Annotated in this window: 16 protein-coding genes, 1 rRNA gene and 2 pseudogenes; 9 read left to right on the top strand and 10 right to left on the bottom strand. The window is 60.2% G+C overall.

The window, feature by feature from the left end:
* Positions 1–62: 62 nt before the first annotated feature.
* A complete protein-coding gene (locus tag AC1DU9_RS27035) occupies positions 63–722 on the top strand; it encodes an acyl-homoserine-lactone synthase (RefSeq protein WP_477811044.1) in 660 nt (219 codons plus the stop codon).
* A gap of 22 nt (positions 723–744) precedes the next feature.
* On the opposite strand, the gene AC1DU9_RS27030 is transcribed toward AC1DU9_RS27035, so the two are convergent.
* Positions 745–1473: a helix-turn-helix transcriptional regulator gene (locus AC1DU9_RS27030; RefSeq protein ID WP_223462818.1), complete on the bottom strand. Its 729-nt coding sequence runs from the start codon at positions 1471–1473 to the stop codon at positions 745–747.
* 194 nt (positions 1474–1667) lie between these two features.
* On the opposite strand from AC1DU9_RS27030, the pseudogene AC1DU9_RS27025 reads away from it, so the two are divergent.
* From AC1DU9_RS27025 to AC1DU9_RS27010, 4 genes and pseudogenes are all read left to right on the top strand, one after another.
* Positions 1668–2003 (top strand): annotated as a pseudogene (locus tag AC1DU9_RS27025) (helix-turn-helix domain-containing protein); the annotation flags it as partial.
* A gap of 948 nt (positions 2004–2951) precedes the next feature.
* The gene (locus AC1DU9_RS27020; protein ID WP_457266273.1) at positions 2952–3512 is read left to right on the top strand and encodes a lipid-binding SYLF domain-containing protein; all 561 of its coding nucleotides are present in this window, start codon (positions 2952–2954) and stop codon (positions 3510–3512) included.
* A gap of 240 nt (positions 3513–3752) precedes the next feature.
* Positions 3753–4052 (top strand): hypothetical protein, encoded by a 300-nt coding sequence (locus AC1DU9_RS27015; protein WP_457266274.1) that lies wholly within the window; start codon positions 3753–3755, stop codon positions 4050–4052.
* A gap of 160 nt (positions 4053–4212) precedes the next feature.
* A complete protein-coding gene (locus AC1DU9_RS27010; protein ID WP_458237156.1) occupies positions 4213–5952 on the top strand; it encodes a dipeptidase in 1740 nt (579 codons plus the stop codon).
* A gap of 166 nt (positions 5953–6118) precedes the next feature.
* On the opposite strand, the pseudogene AC1DU9_RS27005 reads toward AC1DU9_RS27010, so the two are convergent.
* Positions 6119–6217: pseudogene (locus tag AC1DU9_RS27005) on the bottom strand (DUF6124 family protein); the annotation flags it as partial.
* 295 nt (positions 6218–6512) lie between these two features.
* Here AC1DU9_RS27005 and AC1DU9_RS27000 point away from each other — a divergent pair.
* On the top strand, positions 6513–6911 hold the full coding sequence (locus AC1DU9_RS27000; protein WP_223462814.1) for a hypothetical protein: 399 nt from the start codon (positions 6513–6515) through the stop codon (positions 6909–6911).
* Between the two features lie 63 nt (positions 6912–6974).
* Here AC1DU9_RS27000 and AC1DU9_RS26995 read toward each other — a convergent pair whose 3' ends face one another.
* Entirely contained in the window at positions 6975–7103 is a 129-nt protein-coding gene (locus tag AC1DU9_RS26995) for a hypothetical protein (protein ID WP_263289858.1), read from the bottom strand.
* Positions 7104–7252: 149 nt separating this feature from the next.
* Here AC1DU9_RS26995 and AC1DU9_RS26990 point away from each other — a divergent pair, with 149 nt between their 5' ends.
* A complete protein-coding gene (locus tag AC1DU9_RS26990) occupies positions 7253–7465 on the top strand; it encodes a helix-turn-helix transcriptional regulator (RefSeq protein WP_317851130.1) in 213 nt (70 codons plus the stop codon).
* Between the two features lie 50 nt (positions 7466–7515).
* Here AC1DU9_RS26990 and AC1DU9_RS26985 read toward each other — a convergent pair whose 3' ends face one another.
* From AC1DU9_RS26985 to AC1DU9_RS26965, 5 genes are all read right to left on the bottom strand, one after another.
* Complete coding sequence (locus AC1DU9_RS26985) at positions 7516–7968, bottom strand: VOC family protein (protein ID WP_223462813.1); 453 nt, start codon at positions 7966–7968, stop codon at positions 7516–7518.
* A 121-nt stretch (positions 7969–8089) separates the two neighbouring features.
* Positions 8090–9331: a thiolase family protein gene (locus tag AC1DU9_RS26980; RefSeq protein ID WP_223462861.1), complete on the bottom strand. Its 1242-nt coding sequence runs from the start codon at positions 9329–9331 to the stop codon at positions 8090–8092.
* Entirely contained in the window at positions 9328–11223 is a 1896-nt protein-coding gene (locus tag AC1DU9_RS26975) for a feruloyl-CoA synthase (protein ID WP_223462812.1), read from the bottom strand. Before AC1DU9_RS26975 ends, AC1DU9_RS26980 begins: the two co-directional genes overlap by 4 nt.
* A 90-nt stretch (positions 11224–11313) precedes the next feature.
* Positions 11314–12762 (bottom strand): aldehyde dehydrogenase, encoded by a 1449-nt coding sequence (locus tag AC1DU9_RS26970; protein ID WP_223462811.1) that lies wholly within the window; start codon positions 12760–12762, stop codon positions 11314–11316.
* 83 nt (positions 12763–12845) lie between these two features.
* A complete protein-coding gene (locus AC1DU9_RS26965) occupies positions 12846–13676 on the bottom strand; it encodes a p-hydroxycinnamoyl CoA hydratase/lyase (RefSeq protein ID WP_056722899.1) in 831 nt (276 codons plus the stop codon).
* A gap of 214 nt (positions 13677–13890) precedes the next feature.
* Between AC1DU9_RS26965 and AC1DU9_RS26960 the strand changes: the two genes are divergently transcribed.
* Positions 13891–14379 carry a MarR family transcriptional regulator gene (locus tag AC1DU9_RS26960; protein ID WP_223462810.1) on the top strand — a complete coding sequence of 163 codons (489 nt, stop codon included), beginning with the start codon at positions 13891–13893 and terminating at the stop codon, positions 14377–14379.
* A 61-nt stretch (positions 14380–14440) separates the two neighbouring features.
* Here the strand turns inward: AC1DU9_RS26960 and AC1DU9_RS26955 are convergent, their stop codons facing one another.
* A complete protein-coding gene (locus tag AC1DU9_RS26955) occupies positions 14441–15763 on the bottom strand; it encodes an OprD family porin (protein ID WP_223462809.1) in 1323 nt (440 codons plus the stop codon).
* A 330-nt stretch (positions 15764–16093) separates the two neighbouring features.
* Here AC1DU9_RS26955 and mhpT point away from each other — a divergent pair, with 330 nt between their 5' ends.
* A complete protein-coding gene (mhpT, locus tag AC1DU9_RS26950; protein ID WP_223462808.1) occupies positions 16094–17311 on the top strand; it encodes a 3-(3-hydroxy-phenyl)propionate transporter MhpT in 1218 nt (405 codons plus the stop codon).
* 206 nt (positions 17312–17517) lie between these two features.
* Here the strand turns inward: mhpT and rrf are convergent.
* Positions 17518–17633, bottom strand: a 5S ribosomal RNA gene (rrf, locus tag AC1DU9_RS26945).
* Between the last annotated feature and the right edge of the window lie 91 nt (positions 17634–17724).

Raw genomic sequence — 17724 nt, 5'->3', positions numbered from 1 at the left:
ACCTGTACGAGCCGCACCACTTAGTACTTAAGTACCAGTTCCCATGGAAGAACGTTAATAACATGAAAGCTATCGAGTTTCACGCGCTTGACTATAGTGCGACGCCCCACGCTTGGGTCGCCGACTTGTATCGCCTGCGCAAGGAAGTATTCGCTGATCGTTTAAGTTGGAAGGTCAATATAAATAACGGCATCGAGTTCGATGAATACGACAGCGAGCGGACGACCTACCTGATCGGTACCTGGGAGGGTGTCCCCTTGGCCGGCCTGCGCCTGATCAGCACTCTGGATCCCTATATGGTCGAAGGGCCGTTCCGTGATTTTTTCCGCTGCGAGCCGCCCAAGCACGCGCTGATGGCCGAGTCCAGTCGCTTCTTCGTCGACAAGGTCCGATCACGCCAACACGGCCTGGCCCAGGTACCGCTGACCGAAATGCTGCTTTTTTGCATGCACAACTATGCCGCAGGCAGTGGCCTGGAATCGATCATCACCGTGGTCAGCAATGCCATGGGACGGGTCGTACGCAACGCCGGCTGGCACTATGAAGTGCTGGATACCGGCGAAGCCTCTCCGGGGGAAAAGGTGCTGCTGCTGAACATGCCGGTAACCGAGTTCAATCGTCAGCGGCTGATGTCCAGTATTGCGCGCAAGCAACCCTTGTCATCCACGCAGGCAAGCCAGTGGCCGCATCGTCTGCACATCCGCGACACACCGCTCGGTTAGCCCAAGCGGATCAGCGCCTGAATCAGAGGATGCCTTGGCGCTGAGCCTCATAAACCGCCTGCTTGGCATTGCAGACCTGCAGTTTTCCGGAAATGTTGGACATGTGAAATTTGACCGTACGCTCGGAAATCGCGCAGATCAGCGCGATTTCCCGGTAGGACTTGCCCATCATCACCCACTTGAGCACCTCCATCTCCTTGCCCGAAAGTGGCCCACTCTGAAGTTTGGAAAACAGTTCATCCACCGTCCGCAGGCTCAACAGTCGGCTATGAAAGCGGATCAGTGCCATCTGTATCTGCCCCTGCTGGTCGGCCATGCGGCGATCGAAGTCGGCTTGCTGCCCGCCGTTGCAAAGACTCAACGAACTGAACACTCCACAGGGGTCATGCAGGATAAAGGTGGCGCCGGAGCAGATCCGGTATTGGCTGGAACGTCGAAACAACTCCCGACTCTTGTCACAGGAAACGGCCTGGAGCGCATCACTCCAAGAAAATGGCGCGCAACTTTTAAGACCGTGATGAATGATCGGATCGATCAAATGATAGTTGGCTCCCTTATAGGCTTTCAGCCAGGGCGATGGATAATTTGAAACAATAAGGGGAGCCGCTTCACGATTTCGAGGAACAGCAAAGTAGGCATAGCTTAATCCCTGAAGGTCCCCCAACAGGTTTTCAAGTTCGGATTGTAAACAGACGCTTGAATGACTCTCGTCGGCCGGGACGAAATCAGAGTATTTGAATTGACTATCCATGTTATGAGCTCATTATCCTCCAGGATTACCTCGACTCTGCGGAAACGGCGAAGACAATGCAAGATTTTTCATTATACCTGGCGCGTGAGTGCGTAGCACTGACATACAAGGCGGTTAATTCCGGTACGCTGGCGGGCTATATTCGACTATGACCTAAGGCAAACTCCGCGTTGAAGAACGCGTCGCCATCCAGCTCGGCCACGATCAGTCAGCGCGACGGTCGTCGGGCGCGGGTGATTTTACTGGCGGCTCAAGGCCGTTCGCGCAACGAGATTGCCCGGTTGACCGGTCTCTGCGTTGTGTCAGTCACGCGCTGGTGCAAGCGTTTTCAAGAGCTGCGTCTGCAAGGCCTGGTGGATCTGCCCGGACAAGGTCGCAAGCCATCCTTGCCGGCCGAAGCGTTGAAACGAACCCTTGAGCAAGTCACTCAGCCGCGTATCGGTCAGCCTCGCTGGAGCTGTCGAAGCATGGCTCGAGTCGCCGGCATTTCACCGGCCAGCGTCCAGCGGATATGGGCCGCCAACGACATTCACTCAACTTGCTACAGCCCAGATCGAGCAGTTGAGCGATCACCTCGTCATGCCGAAGCAGTTCTTCGTAAGTGATCGGTGACTCCTCCAAGAGATCATCTTTTTAAGGATGATGACCTGATCCAAATCAGCTCCAGCCCACACTCCAGCCCACACCCTGGATGATGGCTTCCGGTAACATCAGTTGGAATACAAAAGACAAAAATCAAGTATCCACATGCTTTATAAGGATTTTTTATCAAGCAATCAGACAGCAATAGAACTCAAAATACGTCAAAATAGCGGACATCGCCTCCGCCATCTTTATACAACAAAGCCCTGATTATTCAGGGCTTTGTCGTTTCCGGTGTTTGGCGAAAATCTCGCCGCTCGACAAGCGTTCCATAATTTGCTCAAGAAAATTATAGCTTCCGCTAAATTGACCAGCCCGACAGCGATCAGCTCTTCGTGTCAGCCCTGTCATATCGTCGTCACATCCACCCAGCACAATGGCATCAGCCAAAAGGATTTGGCCCATCTACAGAGAGCCCGGCCGACGCCGGGCTTTTTCATTGCTACGACATGTTTTTCACGAAACGCTCACAAGATGGAGCGCAGATTGGATGAACAAAAGGATTTGACCCCAAACAGAAGGCCCGCCATTGAGCGGGCCTTTTGCTGCCTGGATTGAGCGCGTGAGGAACCAATTTCAATCCTTCACAAGATGAAACTGGCGGCCAGAAGCAGAACTGACAGCGAACCCGGCCATTACGCTGTGGTCACAACAGATGATGGCAGCGCAAATGTTCAGTGGCCGCAGACCAAGGTCGCAAACCAACTTCATTCAAGAGCGATGCCTGCAATTCACACACTTCAGGGTGCGCCGGATAACCTCAGCGGATTCGGTTCCTGCCTGACGCAGGCGCTTGCCACTGCTCTCATCCAATGCTCCCTCAGCGGAGTAGGCAAATGACTCAATCAATGCGGTTCTTCCTGTTGATCTTCCTCGTGACGGCATCATTGGCATCGGCCGGTCTCCTGAACACCGCAGGAGCGGCCACCGCCGTGGATCTGAATGCCGACTCTCGACAAGCGTTGCAAACGCTCTACAAGACTAATCCTTTTTCCGAAACCATCTCGCACAACGCCAAAGCGGTGCTTGTTTTCCCGAACATCATAAAGGCCGGTCTTGTGTTCGGCGGCAGCTATGGCGAAGGCGTACTGATGAAAGGCTCGAAAGTCGAGAGTTACTACAACTCCGTCAGCGGTTCATGGGGGCTGCAGATCGGCGCCCAATCGTATGGCTATGTGGTTTTCCTGATGACCGATAAAGCCGTGAAATATGTAGCCGACACCAAGGGCTGGGAAATCGGTGTAGGACCAACGGTTGTTTTAGTGAATGCAGGGGTTGCGAAGAACCTGTCCAGCTCGACGCTCAAAGACGACGCCTACGCGTTCATCTTCGACCAGCAAGGGTTGATGGCGGGGGTCAGCATCGAGGGAACGAAGATTTCTCAGATCAAGCGCTAGCGTCAGCCGTTTGATTGACCATCGGGAGCGTAATGGCGGCCTATGCCAACCCGGATGGGTTTTCCCGTTCAGGCCAGGCTGTCCTCACGCCTGGCGCACGGACGTAGCTGATGATCGGGAAGCAGACGAAAGGAGCAGCAGGATCGATGCCGCAAGGATAGGCTCAAAGAAAGAGTGTGCCTCAGCCCTGATCTGGCCAGGTACGATCTCAAATACGCCTCTTGCTACAGGGGAACCGAGATGACGGGGAAAACTGCGCACCAATGCTCGCCATGGATCCTGCTTTTCCTGCTCGCCATCGACCTGGCACTGACAGCGGGATGTTCAGGCAAAGCCGCCACGGCTCGCTATCCCGCCCCAAACACGGGTTCAACCTGCTATGCAAAAGCCCTCCCGACTGTCGGCGAAGGCGGCCTCGCCTGGGCGGAGACCCTGGACATGGCTCGCCAGAAATCCCTGGATAATTGCATCCGCTATGCGGGCCGATCCGGCGGCACGCCGAATACCTGCCAAGTGGTGATGGCAGAATGTAAGCATTGATAGAGCGTTTTTTCATTTCTGCGCCGCTTTTGCATTTCTGTGCGACAGATCCCACTTCAGGGGCTCCCGTTTCACACGCTCGTGGTGGTAGTTTGCAAATGTTTCTGATCAAACGATCAGATATTTCTTACAAACCACCTGCAAAGGAATGCCCCCAGCAATGGATTTTTCCCTCAAGCACCTGGCTGCGACCAGCCTTATGCTCGCCAGCCTTTCATCGTTCACCACCGCTGCCCACGCCAACAACACGCCGCAACAGAGCGCGATCATCCTCAAGACCTTCAGTGATGCATCGGTCAAGGATTTCAGACAGTTCCTGGACGACTTGTCCAAGAGCGATATCGCCAAAACCGACAACCTCGGCCCGGCCATCCGTGCATTCCTCGATAACAAGACGCTTAGCGCCGGGCAGCAAAACGAAATCCATCGCCTGCTTGGCCTCTATGCCCGTGTGAAATACGGCAGCGCGGCCACCGAAACCTTGAAGGAGCTGGTGGCCATTCCAACCGTGCGCGTGGAAGGTGTTGACCAGCACGACAATCCTGAATTTCTCAAGATTGCCGAGAAGATCAAGGGCCTCGCCCGGGCGTTCAACCTGAACTTTCGCAACATCGATAACCGCGTCTATGAAATCTCCCTGGAAGGCGCTGGCGATGAAGTCGTGGGCATTCACGCCCATGCCGATGTGGTGCCGGTGACGCCGGAAAACTGGGTGCTGCAGGACGGCACCCGCCTCGATCCGTTCAAGGTCACCCTGATCGGTGATCGCATGTATGGCCGCGGCACCGAGGATGACAAGAACGGCATCGTGGTGGCGCTCTACGCCATGAAGATCATCAAGGAAGAGCAGCTGCCGCTGGCCCGCAACTTCAAGTTGCTGGTCGACACCACCGAAGAGACAACGGGCGACGCCATCCCCTACTACTTCGAACGCAACCCGACCCCCAACTACAACCTGGCGCTGGATGGCGGCTACCCGGTAGTGATCGCCGAGAAAGGCTACGGCACGGTCATGGCCAGCTTCGCCAAACGCAAGGCTCAAGGCAAAGGTGCGCAAATCACCTCGATGACCGGCGGCCTGGCCACCAACCAGATTCCGTCGACATCGGTCGCGACCCTGGTGACCGACAAGCCCGCCGAACTGGCCGTCAGCCTGCAAAAGGCCGGCACCGACTATGCCAAGCGCAATGGCGGCAACTTCGAGGTCGCCGCCAAAGTCGACGGCAAGGACGTCAAACTGACGGTCACCGGTGTGTCCGCCCACTCCTCCGAGCCCGAGTCCGGCGTCAACCCGGTGGCGAGGATGCTCGACTTCATCAATAGCCTCGACGGCAAGGTCGCGCTCAAGCACAACCAGATCACTGACGCCGCCCGCTACGCCGCCGACAACTGGGGGCTGGACTACCTGGGTGGCAAGTTGGGGGTCGGTTTTGCCGATGAATTCATGGGCCCGCTGACCACGTCCCTGACCTATGTCGGGATGGACGACAAAGCCTTCAAACTCGCGGTCAACCTGCGCGTGCCGAAGGGCAAGACGCCGGAAGTGCTCAAATCCGAAATCGCCGGAAAACTGGACGCCTGGAGCAAGAAGACCAGCATCGCACCAACCTTTGACCTGTCGATTGCCGAACCGATGTTCCGCAACCCCGAGGGTGAATGGGTCAAGGCCCTGCTCGCGGTGGCCAGCGAAAACCTCGGCATGGAACACAAGTTCGGCACCTCCGCCGGCGCCACGTCCGTGCATGAACTGCCCAACGGCGTGCAGTTCGGCCTGGCCATGCCGGAGGTCAAATACACCGGTCACAACGACAACGAGTTCAAGACCACCGCGCAGTTCCTGCTGGACCTGCAGATCGTGACCGAGATGATGGGCCGCATCGGGCAATTGCCGAAACTCTGATCCCCCTTCGGACCCGTCGCCCTGGCGGGTCCTTTGCTTTCACTCCCATTCCCAAGTCACATGCCGGCCCTTGTAGGAGCGAGCCTGCTCGCGAAAAACCAGAGGACGCCGCGGTAAGTCTGGTTTCCCGCGTCCTCGTTGGCCTCCATCGCGAGCAAGCTCGCTCCTACGGATCGATTTGATCCAGCACTCGGTTCGCCGTGATCTCCGCCAGCATCACACTGTTGGAAATGCCCAGCAGCGCATTGCACGACCCACCGTCCAGCAGAGGCTTCCGGACTCGGATTTCACGTAGAAGCGGGCAAAAAAGGCGTTTTCACCAGTCAATGGTCAGGCAGTTTGAGCAGACCGACTTTTTCAACAGAATCAGCCAAGACCAGACATCGAGAGAGCAAACCTCAAAGGGGCCGCACACTGACGCCGTTAACTATTTAAACAGCGGCTCCCTAGAACTTTTTCCTGTTTATCGGTCTATGTGCATAGGCACATCCGCTCGCTAAGCGCGAACCCGCAACCGGTTGGCCACACGCCCAGAAATCAATCAGAGGTTGTCTTCATTCATGAAATTCCATGACCCACGGATGGTGCTCTTCGGCCTGTTCGCGTTCGCGGCAGTGGGCTCGGCATCAGCAACACAGATGAAGACCTCAACCCCTGTTTTCGCACCTGAAGTCACAGCCGTTCAGGTTCCGGTCCAGGCTGCCGGCAACCCTTGGCCGACCCTGGCCAGTATGGCCGGCAAGCAGCCAGGGCCGTTGCTTGCCCATGACGACCGATACTGGCATGACGGCCGCTGGCACTCTCACAGAGACGATTGGCGCCGGGACGACTGGCGTAGGGATAACTGGCGCAGAGAGCAAGCCTACCGAGAAGCAGAACGCCGCCGTGATTGGGAACGCCACCAGGATCGGGCCATGCGGTACCGCTACGAGGACGATCGCCGCTACTATCGGCGCTAGTGCTAACGCCCTCGCCATGCAGCGCAACGCCCCGAGCCATCCGTTCGGGACGTTGCTCTTTTCTCAGCGATAGCAATCGAGCAGGCGTGCGGCGACTTCCTTCAACTGCTCCTCCGCCAGACGATTGATCCCGGCAGCACGCTTGCGCCCTCCCCCCGTTGGAAACTGCCGGCAGAAGGCATCCGCCGTCATCCCGGCCTCTTCCGGTACCCGCAGGCTGAACGCCTAGTCGCCGTCCGCCCTGGCGCTGAGCAAGCCGATCGCCTTGCGCGGCGCACGGGCCGCCAACTGGTTGGCCAACACGCCGCTGAACCGCCGACTCGCCACAAGCCTCCCGCGACCTGCTGCGCAGCCTGTTCCAACTGACCCGCACGGAAACCGAAGTGGCCATGCTGGTCATGGACGGCCAGCCCCTCGATAAGACGGCCGAGGCGCTCGGGGTTTCGCGCAACACCGTGCGCGCCCACTTGCGCGGAGTGTTCGCCAAGACCGGCGCCACGCGCAAGGCGCAACTGGTCAAGACTTTGCTCAATAGCGTGGCGTCATTGGGGTAGTCGACTGCCGCTGATGTTTTGGGCAGAGAGGCAAGCATCCAGCGATGAACTCATCGAGCAGCGTGCTGCCCGAGTTCCTGGGCAAGCCCGATGAGAATGCCTTCGGGCCCCCGTATGTAGCAGAGCAGATACATATCTTCGTACCGGGCCACTTTGCCGACGAGCTTCGCGCCGCGTTTGTAGAGCCTGGCAAGCGTGTCGGCGATGTCTTCCACGGTGAACATGACACGCAGGTAACCGAGGGCGTTCACCGGGGCGTTGCGGTGATCGGCGATCACAGGTGGTGCGAGGAATCGGGATAACTCGAGCCGGCTGTGACCGTCCGGCGTACGCATCATGGCAATCTCGACGCGCATGTCGCGCAATCCAGTGACGCCATCTGCCCAGTCGCCTTCGATGGGTGCGCGCCCCTCGAACTCGAGGCCAAGTTCGGTGAAGAATTCGATGGCAGCGTCGATGTCTTCTACAACGATGCCGATGTTGTCCATGCGCTTGACCGTCATGATGTCTCCTTGCTGTCCAACTTAGCCGTCCAACGTAGTAGCCGAACACCTAGCTTGGCATTCCCGGGCAAGACGACAAAATAAACAGACCAGCGGATCCCCCCGCTCAACCGATGTTGCCTCAGGCACGCCAGGCGGGATTCTCGATCAGTAGCGCCATGCCCTGCCCGCCGCCAACACAGGCCGCGGCGACGCCATAACGCAGATTGTGCTCACGCAGTTGTCGGGACAGGGTCAGCACCAGGCGCAAGCCACTGGCGGCCAAGGGGTGGCCGAGTGCCAACGAACCGCCCTTAACGTTCAGACGCGAAGGATCCAGCTCCAGTTCCTGAGCCACCGCCAGGACCTGGGCGGCCTGGGCTTCGTTGATTTCAAAGCGGTCGATCTGCTCCAGGCTCAAGCCGCTGCGCTGCAACAGCAGGCGAATCGCCGGTGCCGGACCGATGCCCATGAACTCTGGCGCCACCCCGACCACCGCGCTGGCCCGCAACAAGGCCAGCGGTGTATCCCGACAGGCCGAAGCGCGCCCGACCAGGGCCGCTGCCGCGCCATCGACCACCGCACAACTGTTGCCGGCGGTTTGCACCCCGCCTTCGTGCACAGTGCGCAACCGGGCCAACGCCGCGATGTCTCCGGGCCGTGGGTGGCTGTCCTCACTCACCGTGGCGACACCGCGTGACAGGCGGATGCTGCGTGGCTGATAGCCTTGCAGTTCAAACACCTGATGCCCCACGGCAACGATCTCGGGTGCAAGCCAGCCAGCCTGGTGTGCCGCAAACGCCCGGTGGTGACTGGTACAGGCGTAGGCGTCCACCGCTTCGCGACTCAGCCCATAACGCCGCGCCAGGTTGTCGGCGGTGGTGATCATGTCCACCCCGGGAGCCGGGTCGTACAAGGCTTCCCAGAGAAAATCCTTGAACTGCACTTCTGTACCAAGGCGGAATCCGCCTCGATGGGTATAGGCCGCAATCGGATTGCGCGACATCGATTCGGTGGCCACGCACAGGGCCAATTGCACGCCGTCATCCAGTTGCCTGGCGGCCTGGCGCAGCAGTTCGAAACCGGTGGCGCAGATGCGTTGCACCCCCAGTGCCGGAACCGATTGCGCCACGCCGCTGTAGAGGCCGATGTGCCGTGGCAGCATGTAGGCATCGAAGCTGGCCTGGGCCATGGAGCCCGCCAGCACGCTGTCTACCGCCAGTGGGTCGACTTGCGCGCGAGCCAGTACTTCGCGCCCGACCTTGATGCCCAGGTCGATCGGTGAAACCTCGGCCAGTGCACCACCGAGGTCCACCCACGGCGTGCGCAGCGCATCGAAAATCGCCGCATCGGCAAAGGCCGAGTACTGCCCGCCTGTGTTCAGGACTTCGCTCCCGATTTCGCCCCGGCGCGCAGGATGGCCGGATCGAGCCCGCGATAGAGCGCCTCGACCTGCTCCGCGCGCCACTGCAATACCGCACGCTGATTGATCGAACCCTTGTCGGTGATTTCACCCCGGTCGATGGACGCCGGCTCGTCGAGCAAGGCGATCCACTCCAGGCGACTGGCATTGCCCGTGGCCTCGCGATTGAGTCGCTGCAACCAGCCGGCAAACCACTCGCGCACCGGTGCGCTGGCCAGCACCTCGGCGTCGCTGGCACTGGCCGCCAGCCCTGACAGTCGTCGACATTCAAACATCCGCGCAAAGACCAGCGCGCCCAGGCATTCACGATCCGGCGCGGTCACCACCAGGTCCTGGACATAGGGCGATCCTTCGAGCACCGCGCGGCTGCGCAAAGGTCCGACACTGACGAACACCCCGGATGACAACTTGAAATCTTCGGCGATGCGCCCGTCGAACATCAGCCCCAATTGCGGATCCCTCGGGTCGGCGAGCTTGAGTGCATCGCCGGAACAGTAGAAGCCCTGGGGGTCGAACGCTTCCAAGGTCTGCTGCGCTGACCGCCAGTAGCCGGGCATGATATGCGGCCCACGAAAACGCCCTTCCAGTTTGCCGTCCACCGGCACCAGGCGCACCTCGCAACCGGGCGCCGGCAGGCCGACGTAACCGGCCATGGACAACGGCCCGGTGGTGAAGGTGCAGGACGGCGAAGCCTCGGTCATGCCGAGCCCGGCCATCATGCGAATACGCTCACCGCAATGCTGTTCGCTGATCCGGTCGAGGCGGTCCCAGACACTTTGCGACAGACCGGCTGCGGCAAAGAAGAACAGGCTGATGCGCTTGAAAAAGATCTCCCGCAGTTCCGCGTCCTGCTCCAGTGCCGAGACCAGTTCTTCCCAACCCTTGGGTACGGTCAGGTAGGCGGTGGGCGACACTTCCTTGAGGTTACGCAGGGTCTGCGCGAAACCCTGCGCCGTCGGCTTGCCGTCGTCCAGGTAAAAGCTGCCACCGTTGTAGAGCACAATGCCGACGTTATGGCTGCCGCCGAAGGTATGGTTCCACGGCAGCCAATCCACCAGCACCGGCGGTTCTTCGCCGAACACCGGAAACGTCTGCAACAGCATCTGTTGGTTGGCGCACAGCATGCGTTGTGTGGTGATCACCGCCTTGGGTAGCTTGGTCGAGCCGGAGGTGAACAGGAACTTGGCGATGCTGTCCGGCCCCGTGCTGGCAAACGCGGCTTCGGCCTCGGCCCAGCCCTGCTGCTCGAGCAGGCTGGCAAAGCTGACCTGACGACGCCCCGCGACTTCGCCCCGGACGGTAATCATGGGCGTTTCAGCGGGTAGCACCGCCTCGATGGCACGCTGGTAGGCCGCGGCATCACTGACAAACACCAGGCCGGGTTGAAGCAGGTCGCAGACGTGACGCAGCTTGGCGAAATCCTGGGACAGCAGCGAATAGGCCGGCGACACCGGGCAGTAGGGAATGCCCGCGTACAGGGCGCCGAAGGCGAGCTGCAAATGCTCGATGTCATTGCCAGAGAGCAGCACCAGCGGTTTGTCCGCCGACAGGTCGTAGCTCAACAGGCTTTGGGCGATGGCCCGGACACTGTCGAGCATCTGCGCGTAACTGACCCGACGCCACTCACCGTCGGCCTGGCGAGCGGCGATAAAGGTCTGCTCGGGACGCACCCGGGCCCAATGCACCAGACGGTCGAGCAGTCGCGGTGGATACTCGGCCAATGGCTCTTGGGAGCGCATGTGCAATGCGCCCTGCTGTTCTGTCACCTCGACCGCTGCGCGACCGATGGACACGTGACGGTAGCGCGACGCGCCGGCCTGGGTGTGGGGTTGCGATCTGAATTCGGAACTCACGTGCTTGTTCTCCATCAAGGCACGCTACCACCAAGCCGCACGAATGGGCATGGTGGTGGCTGCAGCCTTTTTTATTGTTATTTCTGCTGTTCAGATCGGGTAATGCCGCGGTCCATGCTGCAAGGTGACCCAGCGCAACTGGGTGAAATGCTCGATGGACGCCTTGCCGCCAAAGCTGCCGTAGCCGCTGGACTTGACCCCGCCGAAGGGCATTTGCGCTTCGTCGTGCACGGTCGGGCCATTGATATGGCAGATGCCCGACTCGACCCGTTGGGCCAGCGCCAGGGCGCGCCCGGTATCGCGACTGAAAATCGCCGCCGACAAACCAAACTCGGAATCGTTGGCCAGATGCAGCAACGCTTCATCGCCCTCCCCGCGCAGCAACACCGCCACCGGGCCGAAGGACTCTTCGCGATACAGACGCATGGTCTCGTTGACGCCATCGATCAGGGTCGGCTGCAAAATGCTGCCGTCCAGTTGCCCGCCGACCACCAGCCGCGCGCCCTTGGCCAAGGCATCGTCGATCAACCCCTTGATGCGCGTACCGGCACTGGCATCGACCAGCGAACCGAGCACCGAATCTGCCGCCGCAGGATCACCGGCGCGCAGGGTCTCGACCTTGGCCGCCAGCCTGGCGACAAAGGCGTCGGCGACCTTGGCATCGACGATCAGGCGTTCGGTGGACATGCAGATCTGTCCCTGATTGAAGTAGGCGCCGAAGGCAGCTGCCTCCACCGCCGCATCCAGGTCAGCATCATCGAGCACCAGCAACGGCGCCTTGCCGCCCAGCTCCAGCAAGGCCGGCTTGAGGTGGCGCGCCGAAAGCTCGCCGACAATGCGCCCGACATGGGTTGAACCTGTGAAGTTGACCCGCCGCACCGCCGGGTTGGCGATCAGCCGCTCGACAATCGCCGGGGCATCCGCCGGGGCATTGCTGATGACGTTGACCACGCCATCACCCAACCCGGCATCCTGCAAGACCTGGCCGATCAACCGATGCACCGCCGGACTCAATTCGGAAGCCTTAAGCACCACGGTATTGCCGCACGCCAACGGCATGGCGATGGCGCGGGTGGCGAGAATCACCGGGGCGTTCCACGGGGCGATCCCCAGCACCACACCGCAGGGTTGACGCAGGGCCATGGCAAAACTGCCCGGCACATCCGAGGGGATGACTTCGCCATTGATCTGGGTGGTCATCGACGCCGCTTCACGCAGCATGTTGGCCGCCAGCCGCACGTTGAAACCGTACCAGTTGGCCATGGCCCCGGTTTCACCGGCCGCGGCAATGAACTCTTCACTGCGCGCCTGCAACTGCTCGGCGGCCTTGAGCAAACGGCTGCGACGTTCATTGGGCGCCAGGGCGGCCCAGGCGGGAAACGCCGACTGAGCGGCAGCCACCGCGGCGTCGGCATCTTCCAGGGTCGCGGCGGCTACCCTCGATACCAGTTCACCGGTCACCGGGTTGCGGCGTTCGAAGGTCCGACCGTCGCGGGCAGGCAGCGACTGGCCGCCAATCAGCAGGGGCACGTCCAGCATGGTGATTCCTCTTTATTGTCTTTATCGGGAATGCATTCGAGCGATAGAGCGCGCCGGGGCGGACATGCACCCGGCGATCAGTCTCAGCGCTTGTAGGCCTGCAGACCGGGCTTGATGCTCTTGTCGTCGAGGAACTGCTTCATGCCCTGCTCGCGGCCACCTTCGGTGTCGAGCAGGCGCGACTGGTCGAGCTTGGCGTACAGGTAGTCCTCGTTCTGCTCCCAGGTCAGCTCGCGGCAGCGCTTGAAGCCATGCTTGGCCGCACGCAGCACCACCGGGTTTTTCTCCAGCAGGTTGCGCGCCAGATCCACCGTGACTTCACGCAGTTGCGCCAGGGGTACGCTTTCGTTGACCAGACCCATCTCGGCAGCTTTCTGCCCACCGAAGGTCTTGCCGGTCATGATGTAGTACAGCGACTGACGATGGCCCACGGTGTCGGCCATGGCCTTGCTCACCAGGTTGCCCGGCGGGATGCCCCAGTTGATTTCCGAGAGGCCGAACGTCGCTTCGTCGGCGCAGATCGCCAGGTCACAGGCCACCAGCGGGCTGAAGCCGCCACCGAAGCACCAGCCGTTGACCATGGCGATGGTCGGCTTGGCGTACATGCGCAGCAGTTTCCATTGCCATTGCGAGGCTTCGCGGCGGATTTTTTCCTGGAGGATCTCCGGGCCCGCGTCCACTTCGCGAAAGTATTCCTTGAGGTCCATGCCCGCGGTCCAGGCATCGCCGGCACCGGTCAGCACCAGCACGCCGGCCGCGGGGTCCTGCTCCAGGGTTTCCAGTACATCGATCATTTCCCGGTTGAGTGTCGGGCTCATGGCGTTGCGTTTTTCCGGGCGATTGAGAATGACCCAGGCGATGCCTTCTTCGATTTCGACCTTGACGGTTGTCCAGCGACCTTCGTAGTTGCTCATGGCGATGCTCTCTTGTTCTTGGCTTGAAGATGACTGGAAATTAAAGGACCTATATAGTTATGTCAATTAACTATTAATCGAATTAACCATTTTTTTATCTACCCGAAAATATCCTCCGAACCCATCACCATGAACGGCGGGCATAGCTATCAGCGGCCAACCCCGGCAAACTGGATACGCTTGTTAACCTCCACCTGTTCAGGATTCACCCGCAATGGCCAAGCCTTCTCCCCTCGCCGCCCCGAGCGAGTCCCCGTCCGCCACCGCCGAGCTGCAGGCACCGCTGGATTCGGCACTGGATGACCTGATCGGCTACGCGATGCGGCGCGCCCAACTCAAGCTGTTCCAGAACCTGATCGGTCGCCTGTCAGCCCATGACCTGCGCCCCGCGCAGTTCTCGGCCCTGGCAATCATCGAGCAGAATCCGGGACTGATGCAGGCCGACCTGGCCCGGGCCCTGGCCATCGAGCCGCCGCAGGTGGTGCCGCTGCTCAATAAACTGGAAAGCCGCGCGCTGGCGGTGCGGGTGCGTTGCAAGCCGGACAAACGCTCCTACGGAATCTTCCTGAGCAAGACCGGCGAAACCTTGCTCAAGGAGCTCAAGCAGATCGCCGCGCAAAGCGATTTCGACTCCACTTCATCGCTGACCGGCGAGGAACGCGAGGAGCTGCTGCGCTTGCTGAGAAAGGTTTACCAGGACTGAACGCGCGCTGCCGGCACGCTCCAGAAGAGACGGCCGGCGGAGAACATCGAAGGACCCGGGCTTACCAGATCGGCGAGGTATAGAGCACCAGGAAGCGGGTCTGGTTTTCATCGCGGAATGCCGCGCCGGCCGGGAAGTCATTGCGGTAGATCGACTTGCGCGCCAACAGACCGAGGTTTTTCAGCGGGCCGCTCTGAATCACATAACCCAGCTCCATCTGGAATTCGCGTTCCTTGCGGTCATCGGCGTTGAAGGCGGCCAACTCGATGTTGTCGCCGCGCACATAACGCAACCGCCCCTTCAGCCCAGGCACGCCGGATGCGACGAAGTCGTAGTCGTAGATGGCCTGCCAGGTGCGCTCCCTGGCATTGAGAAAGTCCGAACTCATCGTCAGTTCGCTCATGCCCATCAGCTCGGTGCCGGAGATGTACGGCGTTGCCGTGTCGCCACTGGAATACATGTAGCCAAGGCTCACTCGGTGCCCGCCAAAGCGGTAGCCGAACAATGCCGAGAGATTGCGGTTGTCCACCTCACCCGCCTTGGCGCGGCCATCCTCGCGGCTGAAAAAACTGCGCAAGTCACTGCTGAACACACCGTCGCCGAGCGGCAGGTTGTGCAGCAACGCCAGGGTGTCCTGTTGGTACAGGTCGGTCACCTCGGCATGGTAGGCACGCAGGCTCAGGTCCTTATTGACCTGGTAATCACCCCCCAGCCAGGCCAGGTGCGAGGTGGTGGCAGCGCCGTTGAAACGCCGGTTCGGCGAGGCGACGGTCATGGCCTGATAGTCCGTGGAATCGCGTTTGTTGATACGATCGATGTAACCGGTGTTCAGGGTCAGGCCATCGAAATCCCTGGAGCTGAGCGTGGTGCCGCGAAAGGTCTGTGGCAGCAGTCGCGACGGGCTGGCAAAGGCAAACGGCAGGAAGATCGAGACATCGCCGCTCTTGATCGTTGTCTGGGCAAACCGCAGCTTGGCCGTCGGCGCCAGCCGCGAATAGTCATCCGCCGCGCGCTTGTCGCTGGCCGACACCGGCAACAGTTCGGTGCCGCTGCGATCCGGCGCGGAGTCGAGCTTGACCCCCAACAGCCCCCGCAAGTCCAGACCAAAGCCTACAGTCCCTTCGGTAAACCCGGACTCCACGCCCATGATGAAACCCTGGGCCCACTCCCGCGCGGCAGACTTGGCGCCGCTGTCCTGGTATTCACGGTCCAGGTAGTAATTGCGCATGGTCAACGTTGCGTGACTGTCCTCGATAAACCCTTCGGCCCGCAGCTGCGGGGGCAGAACGCTGACGCCAAGCAGCGCCACGACCCACCCAGGAAGGATCCTGGAGACGCAGGAGAGCGACGCTACTGAACCGGTGTTCCTGTGGCGTTTTGGCATGTTCGATGTCCACTTTTTATTGTTGTTCTTGAGTGCCGGACCCACACGGGGCTGTCGGCTTCACGACCAGAGAATGGAAACACCCAAGGGGTATCGTCAATCGCGAATGACCGATAATCGAACATTAATATTATTATCTATTTTCAAACAGTATCTTTAATGCATCCATAACAACCTGTTTATTAAGGTTTTATTCGTGGTTTACGCAGATTTTACGACACCGTTCTTTTTTTAGTTATCTTTGTTATCTTAATCGTCGGCGGTCATTGACGGCGCTCCCAACGCACGGAGGGCTCGACTGCATAACAAAAACAACAATGAGGTTCACCCATGGACAGTCCATCGCGTCGCTCGACGCTGACAATCGCTTTGTGCTTTATCGTTGCGCTGATCGAGGGGTTCGATCTGCAGGCTGCCGGCACCGCTGCCGCAGGATTGCGCCAGAGTTTTGCCCTGGACCCGAAGATGATGGGCTGGGTGTTCAGCGCCGGGATCATTGGCCTGCTACCTGGCGCGTTTTTTGGCGGCTGGGTTGCCGATCGTATCGGCCGCAAGAAAATCCTCGTCGGCGCCGTGTTGCTATTTGGCGTCTTCTCGCTCTGCACCGCCTACGTCGAGAGCTATTCCAGCCTGCTGCTGGTGCGCTTCATGACCGGCCTGGGCCTGGGCGCCGCCCTGCCCAATCTGATTGCCCTGTGTGCCGAGGCCGTGAACGAACGCCATCGTGGCACCGCCATCAGTGTCATGTACTGCGGCGTGCCCCTGGGTGGCGCGCTGGCGGCAGTGGTGGCAATGTTTTCCAGTGAACACTGGCAAACCACCTTTATCATCGGCGGTCTGACGCCCTTGCTGGTGGTGCCGCTGATGGCCCTGCTGTTGCCCGAATCCACTGCGTTCCGTCAGCAGCACGTCACGACCGGCAGCCCACGCTCGTCTACCGCCCAGGCGCTGTTCGGCGAAGGACGCGCACGCAGCACGCTGGCCTTGTGGTTGAGCTACTTCTTCACCCTGACCGTGATGTACATGCTGCTCAACTGGCTGCCCTCGCTGTTGCTGGAACAGGGTTTCACCAAGCCCCAGGCAGGCATGGTGCAGATGCTGTTCAACCTGGGCGGTGCCATTGGTTCGCTGCTTGGCGGGGTGATGCTGGACCGCTGCAACGGCCTGAAAGTGGTCCTGTTCGTGTATGCAGGAGTGTTGGCGGCACTGGCTGGGGTCGGCCTGTCGGTGGGTATCGTGCCGATGGCAATCGCCGGGTTTGCCGTCGGGCTGTTCGTCATGGCTGCACAGCTTGTGCTGTATGCACTGGCGCCCCCTTCCTACCCGACTTCGGTGCGCGCCACCGGCGTCGGCGCGGCCGTGGCCATCGGCCGGCTCGGCTCGGTGGCAGGTCCCCTGGCCGCCGGCCAGATCCTCGCCGCCGGTGCCGGCACCACTGGCGTGCTGCTGGCAACTTCACCGGGGTTGGTGATCGCCGCGCTGTCGATCCTGACCGTGATCGCCCGCACCGGAGCGATCGCCGAGTCTCGGCCAGAAGCTGCAAACTGAGCCCCGCTACCAAGAATTGTAGGAGCTCGCTCGCGAAGAACGCCAGGACACCGCGTGGCCCCAGGCAGTTAGCGTCATCGTTGACGACCTTCGTCGGAACGCCGCCCGGAGCAAGCTCGCTCCCACAGGTAACAGCGTTTGAGGTGTACGGAGGCCAAAAAACAAAACCCCTACCTGCGTGCGCAGATAGGGGTTTCGGAATTTAATCTTGACGATGACCTACTCTCACATGGGGAAACCCCACACTACCATCGGCGATGCATCGTTTCACTGCTGAGTTCGGGATGGGATCAGGTGGTTCCAATGCTCTATGGTCGTCAAGAAATTCGGGTACTGAACCGTTTTTCAACGTTTCAGCAAATTGGGTATGTGACAGCTTTCGGTGTTTTGTGAGCGTCGAACTTTCGGTTCAT

The organism is Pseudomonas sp. P4_C1 (genome assembly GCF_056402155.1).
This window is presented reverse-complemented; position numbering and strand designations above follow the sequence as displayed.